A 20395-nucleotide genomic window follows, 5' to 3' on the forward strand; every position below is an offset into this window, starting at 1 on the left:
CCGTCCGATTTCGAGAGGTCGGAAAACCGTATGAGGAAGGGAGAACCATGGAGGACGTACGCAGCGATTTGAGCCGTCGCGGATTCATCGCAGGGGCCGGCGTGGCTGCGCTGGCGGCGGTGGGAGCCAGCTTGGCCGGATGCGGGAAGGCCGAGCAGCCTGCGCCCGCGAGCCAGGACGGGGCCGACGCGAAACCCGAAGCCGACGCGGCCGAGGCGAAGAAGAGCATCCCCGAGGTGTTCACCGACGGCGTCTACATCACCAACGGCATGAGCATGCATGGGCTCATCGACGTGAAGACCATTATCGCCGACGGCGCTATCGCCGAGGTGAAGGTGCTCAACCACGGTGAGAGCCGCGTTATCGGCGAGTACGCGCTCGAAGCCATGCCGGCGCGCATCGTGGAGAGCCAGTGCGTTGACGCCGATGTGATCACCGGCGCCACGCTCACCAGCATGGCCATCAAGAGCGCAGTGAGTGAAGCCATCACCAACGCCGGTGGCGACCCCAGGGATTTCAGCGGCTACGTTGCCCCTGCGCCGGCTAAGCAGACCGTGGAGAAGTCGGCGGACGTGGCCATCATGGGCGCCGGCCCTGCGGGCCTTATGGCCGCTTGGGCTGCCGCCGAGCAGGGCAAGAGCGTGATCATCTGCGAGCGCATGGGCTATACCGGCGGCTGCGTGCCCATTACCGGCTGCGGCGTCTACGTGCAGGAGACCCAGATCCAGAAGGCGTGGGGCCTCGACCATGTTATGGAAAGCCATCGCACGGTGGAGCGTCGCCTAGAGGTTTATACCGAACGCCTGGTGAAGCCCGACAGCCCCTACTACAACCCCGATATGCCCTTCATCAAGAACATCCTGTACTCGGCCCAGCGCGCTGTAGACAAGATGCTGCAGATTGGCGTGCCGTTCTGTCCCATCGGCAATACCGGCGTGCCGGTGCTCTCGCCGGGCGACTTCCAGATCGGCGGCAAGCATGCGGTGCAGATCCTCACGAACTACGTGACCACCCAGCTTGGGGTCGAGATCATCACCGAGGCGCCGGTCACCTCGCTTACTACCGAGGGCGGCAAGGTGGTCGGCTTCGTCGCCGAGGGCGCCGACGGCTCCGAGTACCACGTTTCCGCCGATGCGGTGATCCTGGCCAGCGGCGGCTATATCATGAACCGCGACCTGATGGAGGAGTACCAGTCCGACGACTTGAAGTTCCCGCTCATGGGACCTCCTTGGGCCACGGGTGACGGCATGCTGCTGGCCAAGGACGCAGGTGCTGCCTGGTGCTGCATGGACAAGGGCGTGACCAGCCACTACCATGCAGGCGTGTCGCTGGCGGAAACCTCCTACATCCACTATTGCGTGCCGGGCGTGGTGGTCAACGGCAACGGCGACCGTTTTGTGGACGAGACCATCTCCTACATCATCGCCCTGCGCAAGTTCAAGGAAGAGCCCACCACCGACTTCTACTGGATCTTCGACGATTCGGCCAGTTACGGTCTGTACCCCAACGGCAACAACTTCGGGATCGACTACGAGTTCTTGCTGGAGACCGGGGACATCATCAAGGGCGAGAACTACCAGGACCTAGCCGAGAAGACGGGGCTCTCGGGTCTGGTGGCCGCACTGGATGCGGTCAACGACTGCGCGCTCAACGGCGCCGAGGACCCGTGCGGCAACAAGAGCCTGGCGGCTATGCAGCTGGACGGCCCCATGTACGCCATGAAGATCGTTCCCACGCCCTACATCGCCCAGGGCGGCGTGAAGATCGATCTGGACGGCCACGTGCAGCGCGAGGACGATTCGATCATCGAGGGCCTCTATGCTGTCGGCGACGTGACGGGCGCGCTTGAGAACCGCGACGGTGCCGACTACATGATCGGCCTGACCCAGGCGCTCGGCTACGGGCTTATCGTGGGCGAGACGGTAGCCGGCGACCTGGCCTAAGCTTCAGGCCGCCTGAGCGCAGACCCTGCGGCGGGAGGCTGGTTGCACCTGGGGGCCCTGAGCTCCCAGGGTCAGCCGGCCTCCGTCGCTCATGCGGGCTTCGATGCAGGTCAGCAGCCCTTCGGCGTCGGTGCCGAAGGCGAACGACGACACGCGCCGGCCCGCGGCGAAATCGCAGAAGGTGAGGGGGTGCAGCTTGTCGGCGCCGTCGGCGGGCTGCATGTTGCCGCCTTCCGGGCCGTCAGCCGCCCCTTCGTCCCTCTCGACGGCTTCCCGCAGCTGGGCGTTGCTGAGCACGGCGGCGGCCACGTGCACGCCGTCCACCGGGGTGAGCACGATGGCGCAGCGCTCCATGACCACCAGCATGGAGCCGCCGTCCCCCTCGCCGCGCTTCACCGCCACGATGTTCTGGCTGGCCGCGTCGATGACCTTCTGCATGGACCGTAGGCTGCAGGCGCGGCTGTCAAACTTCCAGCTGCTCCTGAGCATCGACGCCTGGGAGGTAAGCGCGCTGGCGGAGCGGCGGGGTGCCGGTGCGCTGATGGGAGCTGCAGAAGCGCTGGCAGGGGCGCTTGCGACGGTTGCGTTGGCTGCGGTCATGGGGTGCCTCCGATCGAGTGGTGTGGTTGGCGTCTGTGTTCGATGGATGGCATCTTAGACGAGCTGTCATGCGTGCGAGGCGATACTATGGGACACCCAGGCGCTTTCTGCCAGAGAGGGGGCCGGGCTTCTCTGCGAACGGGGACGCGCTTCCAAAAAAAGACGCGCCAGGGCGGGGGCGCGTCTTTTCTCGGGCTTGCGGGGCTTTGCGTCGGCGGGGCTTTAATCCCTGGTCAGCTTGCGGTGCACGCGGTGAGGCTTGGCGGCTTCGGCTCCTAGGCGCTCGATGCGGTTCTTCTGGTAGTCGTCGAAGTTGCCCTCGAACCAGTACCAGGCGCCCGGGTTCTCGTCGGTGCCCTCCCAAGCCAGGATATGGGTGGCCACGCGGTCAAGGAAGAAGCGGTCGTGGCTGGTCACCACCGAGCAGCCGGGGAATGCCAGCAGCGCCTCCTCCAAAGACGACAGCGTTTCCACGTCCAGGTCGTTGGTGGGCTCGTCCAGCAGCAGGACGTTTCCGCCCTGGGCCAGGGTGAGCGCCAGGTTCAGGCGGTTGCGCTCGCCGCCGGAGAGCACGTCGGCGGGCTTCTGCTGGTCGGAGCCCTTGAAGCCGAAGCTGGCCACGTAGGCGCGGCTGGGCACCTCGGTCTCGCCCACCATCATGTGGTCAAGGCCGCCCGACACCACTTCCCACAGCGTCTTGCCCGCTTCCAGGCCCTGGCGGTTCTGGTCCACGTAGGACAGCTTCACGGTCTCTCCTACGTCAAGCGTGCCCGAGGTAGGCTCTTCCAGCCCCATGATCATCTTGAACAGGGTAGACTTGCCCACGCCGTTGGGGCCGATGACGCCCACGATGCCGCCCTGGGGCAGGCTGAAGGACAAGTCGTCGATGAGCACGCGGTCGCCGAAGGCCTTGTGCAGGTGGCTTACCTCCAGCACCTTCGCGCCCAAGCGCGGGCCGGCGGGAATCTGAATCTCGGAAAAGTCCAGCTTCTTGGCGTTGCGCGCCTCGGCGGACATCTGCTCGAAGTTCGCCAGACGGGCCTTGCTCTTGGCTTGGCGGGCCTTCGGTGAGGAGCGCACCCATTCCAGCTCGCGGGCCATGCGCTTGGCAAGCTTGGCCTGCTGCTGGCCCTGGGCCTCGATGCGAGCAGCCTTGGTCTCCAGGTAGGTGGAGTAGTTGCCCTTGTAGGGGAACAGCTGGCCGCGGTCCACCTCGCAGATCCATTCGGCCACGTTGTCCAGGAAGTAGCGGTCGTGGGTGACGGCCAGCACCGCGCCCGGGTAGCGCTTCAGGAACTGCTCCAGCCACAGCACCGACTCGGCGTCCAGATGGTTGGTGGGCTCGTCCAGAAGCAGCAGGTCGGGGGCTTCCAGCAGCAGCTTGCACAGGGCCACGCGCCTGCGCTCGCCGCCGGAGAGCACGTTTACGGGCATGTCCGGGTCGGGGCACTGCAGCGCGTCCATGGCCTGGGACAGCTGGCTGTCCAGGTCCCAGCCGTTGGCGGCGTCGATTTCGTCCTGCAGGCGGCCCATCTCGTCCATAAGGGCGTCGAAGTCGGCATCCGGGTCGCCCATCTCGGCGCTCACCTGGTTGAAGCGGTCGATCTTGGCCAGCACGTCGGCGAAGGCCTGGCGGATGTTCTCGATGACCGTGGCGTCCTCGTCAAGCGGCGGCTCCTGCTGCAGGATGCCCACGGTGTAGCCGGGGGTGAGCCGCGCCTCCCCGTTGGAGACCTCCTCCAGACCGGCCATGAGCTTGAGCAGCGTGGACTTGCCCATGCCGTTGGGCCCGACCACGCCGATCTTGGCGCCAGGGTAGAAGGACAGCGACACGTCGTCCAAAATGACCTTGTCGCCGTGGGCCTTGCGTGCCTTGTACATTTGGTAGATGAACTCCGCCATAACACTCCTTGGGAACGGTTCGAACCGAAGCAGGCGCAGCGGCGGGTCATCCCGCGCGCCATGGCTTCGCTGGTTGTGCCCGCTATTTTCGCATGGAACGCCGCAGCCGAGAAACACGTTCGTCAAAACCCCACTGCCCAGGACGTCGACGGGCATGCCGTCGGCCCTGTCGGTTTTCCGTTTCGTGCCAGATGGCGGGCGTGGCGGCGCTGCGGCGGGCTCCGAGGGATAATCGAGTCCAGCCTGTACGGCTGCCATTTCGTCGAGAGGACCTGCCATGCTGTCCACCGAACCTGCCGCCATCTGGGTCGCTCAGGGCGAAAACCCCTGCTATCTGCTGCTGAACCAGGCGAACCGCCACGGCCTTGTAGCCGGCGCGTCGGGAACGGGCAAGACGGTTACCGTGAAAGCCCTGGCCCAAGGGTTCTCCCAAGCGGGCGTGCCGGTGTTCGTGGCGGATGTGAAGGGCGATGTGACCGGCGTGGGCCAGGCCGCGGAGCCCGACGACGCCCTGCGTGAGAGGCTGGAAAAGCTCGGCGCAACCGATTGGCAGCCGGCCGCCTGCCCTATGCGCCTGTGGGATGTCATGGGGGACTGCGGCATTCCCGTTCGCATCACCATCTCCGACATGGGCCCGCTGCTGCTGGGTCGTATGCTGGGCCTCACCGACGTGCAGCAGGGGGTGCTCGACATCGTCTTCCGCGTTGCCGACGAACAGGGGCTTCTGCTCATCGACCTGAAGGACTTGCGCTCCATGCTCTCCTACGTGAGCGACCATGCCAAGGAGATTGAGACCGTCTACGGGCGCGTGTCGTCCCAGTCGGTGGGGGCGATTCTTCGGTCGCTTCTTGCGGTGGAGGACCAGGGCGGCAACATGTTCTTCGGCGAACCGGCAATCGACCTGGCGGACATGATGGCCTGCGACGAGTCGGGCCAGGGCTACGTGAACGTGCTGCGCGCCGAGAAGCTCGTCTCTTCGCCCCAGGTGTACGCGATGTTTCTGCTGTGGATGATCACCGAGCTCTACGAATCCCTGCCCGAGGTGGGCGATCCGGACAAACCCAAGCTCGTGTTCTTCTTCGACGAAGCCCATCTGCTGTTCGACGACATGCCGAAAGCGTTGCGCGACAAGCTGGTGCAGGTGGTGAAGCTCATTCGCTCGAAGGGCGTCGGGCTGTACTTCATCAGCCAGTCGCCCTCCGACATTCCCGACGAGGTGCTGGCCCAGCTGTCGAACCGTATTCAGCATGGGCTGCGTGCCTATACGCCCGCCGAGCAGAAGACGGTGAAGGCCACTGCAGAGGCGTTCCGCGAGAACCCTGCCTTCGACGCCGCCGAGGCGCTGCTCGAGCTGGGCACGGGCGAGGCGCTGGTGTCGTGCCTGGACGAGGACGGCAAGCCCAGCATGGTTGAGCGGGCCATGGTGCTTGCGCCCGAATGCACCATGGGCGCCGCGCATGAGGAAACCGTGCAGGCGGCCGTCGACGGGCATCCGGAGCTGATGGCGAAGCTTGGCGGTGCCGTCGACCGGGAAAGCGCCTACGAGAAGCTGGCCGCCCAAGCTGCCGAGGCGTCTCAGGCGGCAGAGCTTGCCGAGGAGCGGGCGAAGCTTGAGGCGGAGCGGGCGGCCTTCGAGAAGCAGAAGGCCGACGAGGAGGCGAAGGCGGCGAAAGCGGCGGCCAAGGAGGCGGCTCGGGCTCAGGCTGCAGCCGAGAAGGCAGCTGCCAAGGAGGCCGAGCGCCAGGCCAAGGCCGAGCAGAAGCAGCGCGAGCAAGTGGCCAAAACCGTGAACTCGGTTATCGGGCAGATAGGCCGGGAAACCAGCCGCCAGCTGCTCCGAGGCCTCTTCGGCTCGCTACGCCGCTAGGCCGTTCGGGCATAGAAGAAAAGTCTTCGCAAACGTTGCTTGGTGCGCTAGAATGCTGCAAGTGCGTTGGCTTCATATTTGAATACATCCGATGGGCCTTGCCAAGGTTGCATGCGGTGCGTCTGGGACGCATTCGGCGCGGAATGCTGACGCGAGAATGTTTTTCGCAATGCTAAGGGGGGGCGGACGATGGGCCAACTCGAGTTGATGCCTCGCGAGGTTATTCTGAGGCGTGACTCCAGCATCTCCTATGATCCCAGGGGGAAGGGATGTTCTCCTAATGCCGAGCTCTGCCTTACCAACGAAGCTCTCTTGGTGGGAATCAAGGGAATGTTTGGCGGCATCAAGAAAACGCTGAGATTCCCTTTGAGCGGCATAGTGGTTGACAACGGTGTTCCTCGCGTATGCGAGGGCCGGTCGCGAGACGGTAGCCGGCAGCTGCACGTGTTTTTCTCCCACGGGGTGGAGTCGTTCGCCCTCGGCGAGGCCGACGTCGAGGGCGGCGATTTGAAGTCTGCCCTCAAAAGCGTGCTTACTTCTCAGTCGGAAAAGGAGCAGCAAAACATTGCCCAGTGGTGCCAGGCAATCACGATGGCTGTGCGTGGCGCGCGCTCGGCCGTTTGCCCGGTTGCGCCTCCTCCGCCGGTGGCTTCCATGCGGGTCGAGCCGGCGGCAAGCCCGATTAGACCTGCTGTTGCGCCGGTTGCGAAGGGCGATTGCTGCGACGAAGAAGGCGGCTCGGAAACGCTCGCCTATCAGGTCGGCAGTCTTATTGCTACCGCCTCGAAGGGCATCGTAGGCGCGGCGGCTTTCGCTTCCGAACGAGCGGCATCGGCTGCTTCCGAGCGGAGCAAGCCCGCGGAACACGTCAACGTCACAGACCGCTGCATCGGCTGTGGTGCGCCGCTTGCGGGCTTCAAGGGGCAGCGGATAGTCTGCCGGTATTGTGACACGGACCAAACCATAGACTAGGGGGATTGCATGGGAATCATTCAGGCTGCCTCCGACTCGGTTCGGGGAACCCTTGCCGACCAGTGGAAAGAGGTCTTTACTGCGGGCCCCTTTGGGGAGCATGCGGTGCTTATTCCGGGCATTCTCAAGAACAGGGCAACCGGTCGGGGCTCGAACGCCTACGGAACGCAAGGGGTCATCAGCAATGGGTCACGTATCTTTGTTCCAGAAAACACGGTCGCCTGCATATACAGCGAAGGCGAAATCGAGGAGATGATATCCGAGCCGGGCAACTACGAATATACCGATGGGGAAGAGAGCATGTTTAGCGGGGACGGAGTGGGAAGTCTGATTGGGCAGGTGGCAAGCCGCATAGGGTTCGGCGGGGTTCCTGCGATGGACAAGCGTGTCTCTTTCGTCAACATGCGAGAGATACGGCATATACCGTTTGGTACCCGCGGCCCACAAATGTACAACGATGGGTATTATCACTGCGATTTGGAGGTTCACGCATACGGCAACTTTTCCATCCAGGTGACTGATCCCTACGTTTTCCTACGTAACTTCGTTCCCCCCAACGCGTATTTCTATACGTTCGATGACACTTCGGCGCGCAAGCAGATACTGTCTGAGTTCCTTCAGTCGTTCATCGTTGCGCTGAACCGTCTTTCCAACGAGTTTCGCATCTCCCAGCTCCCAAGCCAGGCCCGTGTTGTTGCCGAACGGGTTGCTGCAGACGAGGCTTACGTTGGCAGTTGGCCGAAGCGGTTCGGATTCGAGCTCAAGCGAGTGGCTGTCGAGAGCATTGAATTCTCCGACGAGTCGAGAGAGCTGGTGCACGGCTTCAACCGCAAGCGCATGGAGGTCAACGCGTTCGAGGGGGTGTCCCAGCATGCTGCCAACATTGCTGCGCAGCAAAGGATTGCTCAAGGTGTGCAGGAGAACGGGCTGGGCGAGGGCGGCGGCATGTTGTTCGGCATGAACCTGGCCTCAGCGCTCTCGTCGAGTGGGGTTGTGACTTCGGGTTCCGAGGCGCGATCGGACAGCGCCTCCGCAGTCGGCTCTCCTATTGGCGGCGATCTCGACGATTGCATCGAGGCTGTGAAAAAGCTCAAGGAGCTTCTTGATCTGGGTGCGCTCACTCAGGACGAATTCGATGCGAAGAAGCGAGAGGTCTTGAATCTGTAGGCGCCTTTCCTTATGGCGGCATGCGGTCGGCTCGTCTTCCTCGTCAGTGCGGCCGAAGGGCTTGCGGTACAATGGCGGGCGGCAGGAAACGCGCCCGTGCGGCAGCTGACGAAAGGACTTTCCATGGCTGACGATTGCCTGTTCTGCAAGATCGTGTCCGGCGGCATCCCCTCGGCGAAGGTCTACGAGGACGACCTGTGCTACGCCTTCGACGATATCGAGCCCGAGGCGCCGGTGCACACGCTCATCGTGCCGAAGCAGCACTACGACAACCTGCAGGACGGCGTGCCGGCCGAGCTGTTGGGGCATCTGCTGTCCGTGGTGCCGCAGGTGGCGAAGGCCAAGGGCGTCTACGAGAGCGGCTATCGCACGGTGATCAACACCGGTCCTGATTCCGCGGCTACGGTGCCCCACCTGCATCTGCATATCCTGGGCGGCACCAAGATGGGCCGCTTCACCTTCGAAGGCAGCGCTCGAGACGGTGCGTCGGCGGCCGAGTAGCAGCGCGCGGTGAGGGGAAGATGCCGCCGCACTTCCCGAGAACAGCAGGTAGCACCGCTGCGTTTTTGCCTTGGCGACTCGCAACGGGGCGAAAGGTTTCGGTTGTTGGCGACAATGGCCGGGTGTGGTTGTGCGCCGAGCGGCAAGGACCGTAGCGGCGATGGAGGACGAAAGAGCAGAAGATGGCGAAAGACGAGCAGCCCAACGAGCCCTTGGAGGCTACCCCCGTGGAGCTGATTCCCGGCACCGACGTCGACCCTTGGGAGCCGGGCAGCTTGGGCTGGCTTCTGCCGTGGGCCGAAACCGGCGAGGGCGACCTTATGACGGCCGACCAGGCTCTGGAAACCTTCTTGACCTGGGTGGAGGCCCGCGGCATTCAGCCGTGGCCCCATCAGGAGGATGCGCTGGTGGACCTGGCGGCGGGCGATCACGTGGTGCTGGGCACGCCTACGGGCTCGGGCAAGTCTCTCGTGGCCATGGGTCTGTGTTTCATCGCCATGGCAACGGGCAAGCGCGCCTACTACACGGCCCCCATCAAGGCGCTTGTGAGCGAGAAGTTCTTCGCCATGGTGGAGGTCATGGGCAAGGACAACGTGGGCATGCTCACCGGAGACGCCTCCATCAACCCGGATGCCCCCATCGTCTGCTGCACGGCCGAGATCCTGGCAAACATCGCCTTGGCCGAAGGGGAGGATGCTCGGGCGGACTGCGTGGTCATGGACGAGTTCCACTACTACGGCGAGCCGGATCGTGGCTGGGCTTGGCAGGTACCGCTGCTCATTTTGAAGAAAGCCCAGTTCCTGCTGATGAGCGCCACGCTCGGCGACATGTCGGCCATCGCCGGCGCGCTGCAGGAGCGTACGGGCCGTTCGGTCGACCTGGTGCTTGACGCCCCGCGCCCGGTACCCCTTTCCTTCGAATACGCCACCACTTTTCTGGAAGCCACAGTCGAGCTTGCCCTGCGCGCCGGCGAAGAGCCGCTCTACGTGGTCCACTTCTCCCAAGACGAGGCGTTCGGTTCGGCCCAGAAGCTTTCGAACTTCGGCATAGCCACCAAAGAGCAGCGCGAGGGTATCAAGAAGGTCATGCGCGGCACGCGATTCACCACCCCCTTCGGCAAGGCGCTGCAGCGGTTGCTGCTGGCCGGCGTGGGCGTGCACCATGCGGGGATGCTTCCGCGCTATCGCCTGCTGGTGGAGAAGCTTGCGCAGAAGGGGCTGCTGTCGGTCATCTGCGGCACGGACACCTTGGGCGTGGGCATCAACGTTCCCATTCACACCGTGGTGTTCACCAGCTTGGCGAAGTTCGACGGCGTGAAGCAGCGCCGGCTGCGGGCGCGCGAGTTCCACCAGATCGCGGGCAGGGCGGGCCGTTCTGGCTTCGACACCGAAGGTGTGGTCATCGCCGAGGCCCCCGACCACGAGATCGCCAACCTGAAGGCTGTGGAGAAAGCGGGGGGCGACCCCAAGAAGCTGCGGAAGGTGAAGAAGAAGCAACCGCCCGAGGGTTTCGTCAGCTGGTCGGAGAAGACCTTCGAGCGTTTGGTGGAGGCGCAGCCGGAAACGCTGGTCCCCCGCATGAAGATGACCCACGGCATGGTGCTCGGCGTGGTGGGTCGCGGCGGGGATGCGCGCGCCAACGTGCAAGAGCTTATCGACGAGTCCGCCCAGACGCCGGAGGAGAAGGCGGCGCTTTCCCAGCGCGCCGACGAGATCTTCAAAACGCTCGTCGACACCGACGTCGTGGTGATAGGCGAGGACGAGGCGGGCAACCCGGACTATCGCCTGACCGTTGAGCTGCCGGAAGACTTCGCGCTGGACCAGCCGCTTTCCCCGTTTCTGCTCAGTGCGCTGGCATTGTTCTCGCCCGACGAGCCGAACTACGCGCTGGACGTGATATCGCTGGTGGAGGCTACGCTCGAGGACCCGCGCCAAGTGCTGCGTGCCCAGCAGCGCAAAGCCCGCGACCGCGCCATGGCCCAGATGAAGGCCGACGGGGTCGACTACGAGGAGCGCCTGGAGCGCTTGCGGGAAGTCACCTACCCGCGCCCGCTGGAAGACGAGCTCGATGCCGCCTTCGAGCTGTACTGCAAAGAGGTTCCCTGGGCGCGCGACTTCCAACTCATGCCGAAGTCGGTGCTGCGCGACATGGTGGAGACGGCGGCCGACTTCAAGACCTACGTGAACACCTACGGTATCGCTCGCTCGGAGGGCACGCTGCTGCGCTACCTGTCCGACGCCTACCGCGTGTTGGAGAAGACGGTGCCGCCCGCCGCCCGCGACGAGCAGCTGGAGGAAATCGTCGATTGGCTTGGCCTTTTGGTGCGCACCACCGACTCGTCCCTGGTGGACGAGTGGGCGCGCGCTGGCCAGCTTCCCGAAGCCGACGTTGCCGGGTTCGGCGCCGAGGACGCCGTGGTGCGCGATCGCCACGGCATGGAGCTGATGGTGCGAAACGCCCTGTTCACGCGTGTGAAGCTGATCGCCGCCGACAAAGCCGATGCGCTGGGCGCTCTCGACGAGGACTGGGGGTACGGTGCGCGGAAATGGGGCCAGGTGCTGGATGACTTCTACGACGTCCACGCCGATGCGCGCATCGACGCCGACGCCCGGTCGAAGCAGTACGTGCTGCTGGACACCGCCCGGGAAGAGGCCGATCACGCCTGGCATGTACGCCAGATCGTGCTGGACACCGAAGGGGACTGCGACTTCTGCATCGACGCCGACGTGGACTTGGACGCCTCCCAGGAGGAGGGCGAAGTGGTGTTTGCGAACTATCGCGCCGGGTTCGCGGACGAACTGGGCGAATAGAGCTCGGCGCTTCGGGCTTCGGCCGAAGGATCCGTCGCTTGTCCTCGCTCGCGCGGGTGCTGCGGCTCGCCGCTTCTCGCCGCTGCGGAATCGCTCCTTGACCCTTCGGCCGAAGCCCTCCGCTGCTTGCTGGCGCCCTGGCCGCTTCGGCGCGGTCGGGAAAGGTGCGTCGCTTGTCCTCGCTCGCGCGGGTGTTGCGGGTTGCTCCTCTTTGCCGCTGCGGAATCGCTCCTTAGTCTTTCCCGACCGCGCCTTCGCTACTTGTGGGCTGTGCTCCCGCTGCCTTAGAGCTGCTTCGACTTTTGGACGCAGGCGTCGATGGCGTCCATGATGGCGCCGCGGAATCCTGCCTCTTCAAGCACGCGCACGCCTTCGATGGTGGTGCCGCCGGGGGAGCATACCATGTCCTTCAGCTCGCCGGGGTGCTTGCCGCTTTCCAACACCAGCTTCGCGCTGCCCAGAAGCGATTGGGCGGCGAACTCGTAGGCTTGGGCGCGGGGCATGCCGGCGGCTACGGCGCCGTCGGCCAAGGCTTCGACGAACATGAAGGCGAAGGCCGGCGAGCTGCCGCCTACGGCGCCTTCCGCGTCCATGAGCCGCTCGGGGATGGCGATGGCCCGGCCGAAGCTGCCCATGAGCTGCAGGCAGAGGGCCTCGTCGTCGGGCTGCGCGTTCGGTCCGGCGCAGACAGCGGTGCAGCCGGCCCCCACGAGCGCCGGCGTGTTCGGCATGCAGCGCACCAGGCGCACCGGGTGGCCGAACAGCTCTTCGATGCGCTGGCAGGTAAGCCCCGCGGCGATGCTTACCACCAGCTTGTCGTTGGCCGTGCTGGTGGCTATTTCGTCAATGACCTGGGGGAAGAACACCGGCTTCACCGCCAGGATCAGTACGTCGGCGGCATTGGCAACTTCGACGTTCGAAAGCGAGGCGTCTATCCCGAAGCGCTCTTGCATCCGGGCGCGGGTTTCCGGGGTCTTCGCCGAGCCCACGATGTCCGCAGGCGTCGCGATGCCCGACTCCAGCAAGCCGCCGATGATGGCCGCTGCCATGTTCCCCAACCCGATGAACCCTATTTTCATGATGTTCCTTCCGCTGCGCTTCGATACGGAGGCATTGTAACTAAAAACGAGCAGCCCGCCCCCGCCAAAGCGGAGACAGACCGCTTCGACAAGCCGAAAACTTGATTGAGTCTTGGTTGCTGCGGGATGACTGCCGCGGCTGGGGTGGCGGCGCCCGGTGCTTGCGCTTCGCCTTCCACTGCGGTTTTCGATGGCGCGACAAGTCTTGCTCCTGCCCGTCCGTTTGCGACGATTTCATAACGGGGATGTGCCGATGGGGGATATGCCGTACAATCGAATACCGTTTTTCACCCGAGACCTATGTGAGGAATGCGCATGATGGCCGATGAGCAGAGAAAATCGCAGGGATCCGCCGGGGATTTTGCCGACGAGCCCGAGTTCGCCGCCGAGCAGGCGCACCTAAACGCCACGTACGACACCATTCAGCGGGTGGCGCGCGGGGCTGCGGCCAAGCTCGAACGGGTGGCGGCCCAGGCTGCGGCGGACAAGGAGTCCATGGCCGCCGAGGTGACCATGAACACCGCCACCGAAGACGACGCCACCGAGATGTGGGCCGACTTCCACGCCATCAACCAGGTCATCGCCGGATACAACCTCTCCCACGACCTGGAGGCGAAGAAGCTGGCCGCCTGCGAGCTGCTGCTGCGCCAGCCCTATTTCGCCCGCATCACCCTGCGCTACCGCGAAGGCGCCGAGCCCAAGGAACTGTACCTGGGCACCGCGGGCCTTTCCGACGAGAACTACAAGCGCGTGGTGGTGGACTGGCGAAGCCCCGTGGCCGAGGTGTACTACAATCAGGAGATGGGGCGTACGTCCTACGTGGCTGAGGGGCGCACGATCGCCGTCGACATGCTGGGACGGCGCCAGTACGACATCCAGGGCAGCCGCCTGAACGCATACTTCGATACCGACGTGGCCATTCAGGACTCGCTGCTGCTGGCCTCGCTGTCCCACGAGCGCACCAGCCAGATGAAGGCCATCACCGCCACCATCCAGAAGGAGCAGAACCGCGTCATCCGCGCCGACGACGTTGCGGCCCTTGCCGTGTGGGGTGTGGCCGGCTCGGGCAAAACCAGCGTCATGATGCAGCGGCTCGCCTACCTGTTCTTCCAGCAGCGCGAGACGCTGGACGCCAGCCGCGTGTTCCTCATCAGCCCGAATCCGGTGTTCTCCCACTACATATCGGGGGTGCTGCCCGACATGGGCGAGCGCAACCCCCAGACGTTTACCTGGGACCAGTTCGCGGCGCTGGTGATGCCCGAGGGCCACGGTGCGGGCAACGTGGCCGTGCCGGTGGGCAACCTGCACAAGATCGAGCGCGCCCTGGACCCTTTCGAGTTCGACCAGCGCGACTTCCGCGATGTCGAGCAGGACGGCCTTCGCATCGTCAGCGCCGACCAGGCGTGGCGCGCGGTGCAGAAGTTCGCCAACGTGCCAGCGGGGCCGCGCCGCGTGAACCTGGTGCGCGAGGAGCTTCTGTCCCGCGCCGAAGCGCGCATCGGCCAGCTGGCGGCCGACGACTCGGTGCTCGAGGAGATAGAGGCGCTGCCCTTCGACATGCAGATCCGCATCTTCGATGAGCTGGTGACCGTTATCCCCGAAGAGGAGGAGCAGGCGGTACGCTTGCGCTACGTGCGCTGGAAGTACCGCGATGCGTTGCGGGCCGTCGCCGACGACCAGTGGCTGCGCATCGACCGCATAGCCATGCGCATGCTGGGCGCGTCGGGCGTGGTGCCGCTGGAGTGGCTCTACGCGAAGATGGTGGTGACCGGCTACGGCAACAGCGACGCGCAGTACGTGATGATCGACGAGGTGCAGGACTACACGGCGGCCCAGCTGCTTACATTGGCCCGTTACTTCAACCGCGCGAAGTTCATGACGTTGGGAGACGCCAACCAGGCTATCAAGGCCGACTGTGCCTCGGCTGCCGAGGTGGAGTCGGTGCTGCATGCTGCGCGCGGCCCGGTAACCACCTGCGAGCTTCTGACCAGCTACCGCTCCACGCCCGAGATCACGGCGCTGTTCGCCTCGCTGGCGCATGGGGTGGGGTCGGATTCGCGGGATGTGCATCTGACGGTGCAGTCGGTGCAGCGCGATTCCGAAAAGCCCGCGGTGGTCGAATGTGCTGACGACGAGCTATGGCTGGAGGCGCTTCGAGGGGCGGTGAGCCAGGCGCGTCAGAGGTGCACGTCCCCCGACACGCCGGCTGCCGACGCGTCTGCGGGCCTCACGGCGCTCGTGGTGCCCAACGGCTACGAGGCGGACAAGCTGGCGGCCACACTGGGCGAGGCGTGCCCTGCGCGGGTTGAGGACACCAGCCAGCTTCCCGATACAGGGGTGGTGCTCATCACGTTGAAGCTGGCCAAGGGCCTGGAGTTCGACCACGTCATCGTGCCCGACGCAAGCGAGCGGTCGTTCCCCGTCGCCACGGGCGCCACCGAGGTCGACCGCGACTTGGCCCGCCGCAGGCTCTACACCACCATCTCGCGCGCAACGCGGCGCCTGACTCTGCTGGCTCGCGGCGAGGTGACGCCGGCGCTGAACCTGGGGTAGCCATGGCGGCTGCGAGAAAGAAGGCGCGGCCTGTTGCTGGAAGCAGGTCGGGCGCCAAGGCCGAGAACGACGTTGCAAGCGGGGGCTCCGTCGCGGGCGAGGGTTCCGGCATCGCCGAGGACGCTGCTGAGAGCGAGAAGGCGCGAAGGCGGAAAACGCCTGATGCGCCGCCTGCCACCAACGAGCACGTGCGCAAGTCCATGCAGGGCAACAAGCGCGCGAACACCAAGCCCGAGCTGCTGGTGCGCCAACGCCTGCGCGAGGCGGGGCTGACCGGCTACCGGCTGCAATGGAAGGTGCCGGGGCATCCCGACATCGCCTGGCCCGGCAAGAAGGTGTGCGTCGAGGTGCGCGGCTGCTTTTGGCACCGCTGCCCCCACTGCCAGCTGTCCATGCCCAAGTCGCACGTGGAATACTGGGCAATGAAGTTCGATCGCAACGTGGAGCGCGACGCCGAGACCGCGGCGCGCCTGGCGGAGCTGGGATGGAAGGTGCACGTCATCTGGGAGTGCCAGCTGAAGAAGAAGGTTATCGACGCCACCTTCGCCGAGCTGCTGCCGGTGCTTTCCGAAGAGCTGGGCAAGCCGCTTAAGGGGGCACCCGACTGCTCGTAGGCGCGCACGGCTGCTTGCGAGCGGGCGCAGCGTGCGATATGCGGCATGCGGGATGCACGACGGAACGGAAGGGAGCATGATGGACAAACCGTCGCTCACGCGGCGAACGCTGCATTACTACTGGCTGGTCACGCGGAGGCACCTCGGGCTGTTCGCGGGGCTGGTGGTGTCCACCATTGGGTTCGTGGCGCTTCTGCAGTACGGCAACCCCTACCTCATGAGCCTGGTGGTCGACCGGGTGTCGGAAGGATCGACGGTGGCTCCCGACCAGGTGTTTTCCGCCTTCGGGCCGCTTGTTTTGGCGCTCGTGCTGGTGAATCTGGTGGGGCAGGCGTGCAGCAAGCTGCAGGACTACACTCTGTGGAAGCTCGAAATCGCCGTGAACTACGACTTGGCCACCATGGCCTTCGACGCCCTTGCCAACCAGTCCATGAGCTTTCACTCCAACCGCTTCGGCGGCACGCTGGTGTCGCAGACCACGAAGTTCCTGAGCGGTTACAACCAGCTGGTGGAAGTGATTATGTTCCCGTTTCTGCCGGTGATCTGCTCGGTGGTGTGCACCGTGGCGTTCTTGGTGCCGGTGGTGCCGCTGTACGTGGTCATCCTGCTGGTGCTGCTGGCGGGCTACGGCACCATCTCCTACGTCATGTACAAGCGCATCCTGCATCTGAACGAGGCGGCGGCAGGGGCCCAAAACGCCCTGTCCGGCGAGCTTTCCGACGCGGTCACCAACATCCTTGCCGTGAAGACCTACGGACGCGAGGACTACGAGCGGGGGCTGTTCGACGCCGCCAACAGGGAAGTGGTGGCCAAGGACTCCAAGCGCATGTGGTCGAGCATGGCGCGCGGCATCATCACCGCGGCCGTCACCGTGGTCATCATGAGCGTGGTGTCGGTGTTCATCGCGGGCGGCAACGCGTGGTTCGGCATCACTCCGGGCGTGCTCATCATGATGTTCACCTACACCAACACCGTGGCGAACCAGTTCAACTTTATCAACACCGGCTTGCAGCGCATCAACCGGGCTTTCGGCGACGCGAGCGGTCTTACGGCAGTGCTCGACGAGCCGCGACTGGTGGCCGACTCTCCCGACGCGAAGCCGCTGGTGGTGACCGAGGGCGCCATCGACTTTTCCGACATCGGCTTCTGCTACCAGGACGGCGGCGCCAAGACGTGCGTGTTCGACGACTTCAACCTGCATATCCCCGGAGGCCAGCGCGTAGGGCTCGTGGGCATGAGCGGGGCGGGCAAGACCACGCTCACGAAGCTGCTGCTGCGCCTGGCCGACATCCAGGAAGGTCGCATCACCGTAGACGGCCAGTCCATAGCGGATGTGACCCAGCAGAGCCTGCGCCGCCAGATCGCCTACGTGCCACAGGAGGCGCTGCTGTTCCATCGCACCATCGCCGAGAACATCGGCTACGGCAAGCCCGACGCCACCATGGACGAGATTCGCGAGGCGGCTCGCCTTGCCAACGCGCTGGAGTTCATCGAGCGGCTGCCCCAGGGCTTCGACACCGTGACCGGCGAGCGCGGCATCAAGCTGTCGGGCGGTCAGCGCCAACGCATCGCCATCGCCCGAGCCATGCTGGCAGACGCCCCCATCCTGGTGCTCGACGAGGCCACAAGCGCGCTGGATTCCGAAAGCGAGGCCCTGGTGCAGGAGGCACTCGGGCGCTTGATGCGGGGGCGCACCTCCATCGTGGTGGCTCACCGGCTGTCCACCGTGGCCAGCCTCGACCGCATCGTGGTGCTTTCCGACGGGCGGGTGGTGGAGGACGGCCCTCACGCCCAGCTGGTGGAGCGAAACGGCGACTACGCCAAGCTCTGGTCCATGCAGACCGGCGCCTACCTGGAGTAGCTGCCCGTCGCTTGCTTCCACGGTGTACATGCACGCAGGTTTTGGTCTATGATGAGTGAAGTATCTGCGAGAGATTCAGGAGGCGGTTATGGCGGTGAATGCGACGGATAGGGACGCGCAGCGAGCGGAACGCAAGGCTCAGGCGGCGAAGCACAGCGCGCTTATGAAGGGCGCCTTCGCGTCGGATACGGCGAAGACCGTTGATGCCGCCGTGATTTACGAGGACGGCCAGGCGCGCATGCTGGAATTGCCCGAAGCCGCTTTCGAAGGTACGGAAACCGTGGTCACCACGGCGTTCGCCCCCGAGGCGCTCTTCCGCTTCGGCAAGGGCAAGACCATGGTGGTGGACCCGGCGTCGGCCACCCGTCCCGGCGGTGCCTACGAGGACGGAGCGTTCGGCCCCGAGCAGGTGCTGTGCGCGGAAAGCAACCTCTACGAAGTGCTGCAGGGAATGCGGCAGGAGTTTCACCAGGGCAACCGCGGCACCCAGGCCGGTATGCTGTTCACCGACCGCGCCGCCTACCTGCCCGACGTGGCGTTTCTGCGCGGGGGCACCGTGCGCAAGGCCAACGTGCTGGCTATCCCCGAACCGGTGCGCGCCCGCGCGCTTGAGAACCATCGTTCCGAGCGCGAGTGCGACCTGGCGCTTGCGAACCGTGTGGAGTCCATCCTGCGCGCGGCGGCTGCCAACGGCTGCGAGACCGTGGTGGTGGGCGCCTTCGGATGCGGTCGCAACGGCTACCCGGCGTCGCAGGTCGTAAGCCTGTTCCAGGATTGGATTGCGGCGCATCCGGGCGCCATCGGCCAGCTGGTGTTCGCGGTGCCCCGCGCCTTCGTCGACCAGTTCCGCGAGGCCTTCGGCCAGCCCGAGCCCGAGGTAGCTCCCGTAGTGGCCGCACCGGAAGCCGGCAACGACAGCGACTCCGACGAGTTCGACTGGCGAAGCGTAGAGCTGCCCGAAGGCATCACCGTCCGCTAGATCCGTTGGGTCGCCGCCCCCGTTTCTTGGCGGCCGAAATCGCACTCGCAGGGGCGTCGCTTCGGCGGCGCCCCTTCGCTACTCCATCCCCAGGTCAAGCCCGGCTATCACGTCTTTGAGCGTGGCAGCCGAGGCCCTCAGGTCGGCGAGCTCCCGGTAGTTCAGCGACGGGGGCATGCGGGCCTCGATGCCGCGCTTGCCCACGATGCAGGGGGTGGACAGCGCCACGTCCGAGAGGCCGTACTCGCCGTTCAGGAAGTTCGACACCGACAGCACCGACTTCTCGTCGCGGGCGATGGCCCCGCAGATGCGCGTGACCGCCATGGCGATGCCGTAGTAGGTGGCCTTCTTCTTCGCGATGATCTCGTAGGCGGCGTTGACCACGGTGTCGGCCACCTCGCGGCGGAACTGCTCGTAGGAGCCGCCCGCGCGCATGGTGAAGTAGTCCTCTAGGGGGATGCCGGCCACGTGCGCGCTCGACCAGGCGATGAGCTCGCTGTCGCCATGCTCGCCCAGGATGCGCGCGTGCACGTTGCGCGGGTCCACCTGCAGCCGCTCGCCCAGGATGTGCTTCAGGCGCCCCGTGTCCAGCACCGTGCCCGACCCGATGACCCGTTCCTCGGGCATGCCGGAGAGCTTCACGGAGACGTAGGTGAGCACGTCCACCGGGTTCGATACCACCAACAAGATGCCGCCGCAATGGCGCGAGCGGATTTCGGCCATGATGTCCTTGAAGATGGCCACGTTCTTGTTTACCAGGTCGATGCGCGTCTCGCCGGGCTTCTGCCCAAGGCCCGCGGTAACCACGATCACGCCCGCATCGGCCACGTCGTCGTAGGTGCCGGCATGGATGTCGCAGGGGCTTGCGAACGCGGTGCCGTGGGAGATGTCGAGCGCCTCGCCCTCCGCGCGATCGGCGTCCACGTCGATGAGCACCATTTCCGAGAACAGCCCCGACTGCATGAGCGCGAATGCCGTGGCCGACCCCACGAATCCGCAGCCTACAATGGCTATCTTGCGGTCGTTGACGGCGGTGGGTGCTGCCGGGTCTTGCGCGCTCCTCATTGCTGCTTCTTCGCTTGCGGTGGGCGTTGCCTGGCCCAGTGTGCTGTCCATAGGTGCTCCTCTGCTGGCGGTGCGCCGGTTGCGTGGATTGGTTTTCGAAGCAAGTATATCGGGCGTCATCCATGCGGCAGCTCCGACTTGGCTGGCCGCAACGCAACGGTTACGGACGCGCTGGCTTGGCGATGGCGCACTCGGGGGCGGGGCGACAGGGCGATGGGGCGACGGGGCGGCAGGGCTGCCTCGCTCCTTGGAGCGAGCAGAAACTACCCATATCCGTTCATTTTGTCCAGAGATTTTCAAAGCGCTGAACTGGCATAACATAGAAAACCGCAGGTCATAAGCTCGAAATCCCGTGGACAAAATGAACGGATATGGGCATTTTTCCGAGAGGGCGGCATTGGCTTGGGCGGAGGCGTCCGAGGCTGCTGCTTTTACGTGGTTCACCGTGGCGGACGGCGCGCATCGGTGGGTCGTGCTATGCT

The 20395-nt window shown here is 65.0% G+C and carries 14 protein-coding genes; 10 read left to right on the forward strand and 4 right to left on the reverse strand.

Features of this window, described 5'->3' with window-relative positions; genetic code table 11:
* Window positions 1-47: 47 nt before the first annotated feature.
* On the forward strand, window positions 48-1943 hold the full coding sequence (locus NFR41_RS07930) for an FAD-dependent oxidoreductase (RefSeq protein ID WP_251231411.1): 1896 nt from the start codon (window positions 48-50) through the stop codon (window positions 1941-1943).
* Between the two features lie 3 nt (window positions 1944-1946).
* On the opposite strand, the gene NFR41_RS07935 is transcribed toward NFR41_RS07930, so the two are convergent.
* Both NFR41_RS07935 and ettA read right to left on the reverse strand, forming a co-directional pair.
* Window positions 1947-2543: a hypothetical protein gene (locus NFR41_RS07935; RefSeq protein ID WP_251231412.1), complete on the reverse strand. Its 597-nt coding sequence runs from the start codon at window positions 2541-2543 to the stop codon at window positions 1947-1949.
* Between the two features lie 222 nt (window positions 2544-2765).
* Window positions 2766-4445 carry an energy-dependent translational throttle protein EttA gene (gene ettA, locus NFR41_RS07940; protein ID WP_251231413.1) on the reverse strand — a complete coding sequence of 560 codons (1680 nt, stop codon included), beginning with the start codon at window positions 4443-4445 and terminating at the stop codon, window positions 2766-2768.
* Between the two features lie 277 nt (window positions 4446-4722).
* Here ettA and NFR41_RS07945 point away from each other — a divergent pair, with 277 nt between their 5' ends.
* From NFR41_RS07945 to NFR41_RS07965, 5 genes are all read left to right on the forward strand, one after another.
* Window positions 4723-6312, forward strand: a complete 1590-nt coding sequence (locus tag NFR41_RS07945) for a helicase HerA-like domain-containing protein (protein ID WP_251231414.1) — start codon at window positions 4723-4725, stop codon at window positions 6310-6312.
* A gap of 312 nt (window positions 6313-6624) precedes the next feature.
* Window positions 6625-7284: a hypothetical protein gene (locus NFR41_RS07950; protein WP_251231415.1), complete on the forward strand. Its 660-nt coding sequence runs from the start codon at window positions 6625-6627 to the stop codon at window positions 7282-7284.
* Between the two features lie 9 nt (window positions 7285-7293).
* Complete coding sequence (locus NFR41_RS07955; RefSeq protein WP_251231416.1) at window positions 7294-8451, forward strand: SPFH domain-containing protein; 1158 nt, start codon at window positions 7294-7296, stop codon at window positions 8449-8451.
* A 123-nt stretch (window positions 8452-8574) separates the two neighbouring features.
* Complete coding sequence (locus tag NFR41_RS07960; protein ID WP_251231417.1) at window positions 8575-8952, forward strand: histidine triad nucleotide-binding protein; 378 nt, start codon at window positions 8575-8577, stop codon at window positions 8950-8952.
* Window positions 8953-9134: 182 nt separating this feature from the next.
* Entirely contained in the window at window positions 9135-11762 is a 2628-nt protein-coding gene (locus NFR41_RS07965; RefSeq protein WP_251231418.1) for a DEAD/DEAH box helicase, read from the forward strand.
* 284 nt (window positions 11763-12046) lie between these two features.
* Here the strand turns inward: NFR41_RS07965 and proC are convergent, their stop codons facing one another.
* Window positions 12047-12841 carry a pyrroline-5-carboxylate reductase gene (gene proC, locus NFR41_RS07970; protein WP_251231419.1) on the reverse strand — a complete coding sequence of 265 codons (795 nt, stop codon included), beginning with the start codon at window positions 12839-12841 and terminating at the stop codon, window positions 12047-12049.
* A gap of 315 nt (window positions 12842-13156) precedes the next feature.
* On the opposite strand from proC, the gene NFR41_RS07975 reads away from it, so the two are divergent.
* The 4 genes from NFR41_RS07975 (at window position 13157) to NFR41_RS07990 (ending at window position 18848) form a co-directional block, all read left to right on the forward strand.
* The gene (locus tag NFR41_RS07975; RefSeq protein ID WP_251231420.1) at window positions 13157-15394 is read left to right on the forward strand and encodes a HelD family protein; all 2238 of its coding nucleotides are present in this window, start codon (window positions 13157-13159) and stop codon (window positions 15392-15394) included.
* Between the two features lie 2 nt (window positions 15395-15396).
* Window positions 15397-16008 (forward strand): very short patch repair endonuclease, encoded by a 612-nt coding sequence (locus tag NFR41_RS07980; RefSeq protein WP_251231421.1) that lies wholly within the window; start codon window positions 15397-15399, stop codon window positions 16006-16008.
* Between the two features lie 52 nt (window positions 16009-16060).
* Window positions 16061-17869, forward strand: coding sequence for an ABC transporter ATP-binding protein (locus NFR41_RS07985; RefSeq protein WP_432762702.1), 1809 nt, complete (start codon window positions 16061-16063; stop codon window positions 17867-17869).
* Window positions 17870-17957: 88 nt separating this feature from the next.
* Window positions 17958-18848 carry a TIGR02452 family protein gene (locus NFR41_RS07990; RefSeq protein ID WP_251231423.1) on the forward strand — a complete coding sequence of 297 codons (891 nt, stop codon included), beginning with the start codon at window positions 17958-17960 and terminating at the stop codon, window positions 18846-18848.
* A gap of 78 nt (window positions 18849-18926) precedes the next feature.
* On the opposite strand, the gene NFR41_RS07995 is transcribed toward NFR41_RS07990, so the two are convergent.
* The gene (locus NFR41_RS07995; RefSeq protein WP_251231424.1) at window positions 18927-19964 is read right to left on the reverse strand and encodes an L-lactate dehydrogenase; all 1038 of its coding nucleotides are present in this window, start codon (window positions 19962-19964) and stop codon (window positions 18927-18929) included.
* Window positions 19965-20395: the final 431 nt, after the last annotated feature.

This window comes from Adlercreutzia aquisgranensis, from assembly GCF_943193145.1.
GTDB classification, from domain to species: domain Bacteria; phylum Actinomycetota; class Coriobacteriia; order Coriobacteriales; family Eggerthellaceae; genus Xiamenia; species Xiamenia aquisgranensis.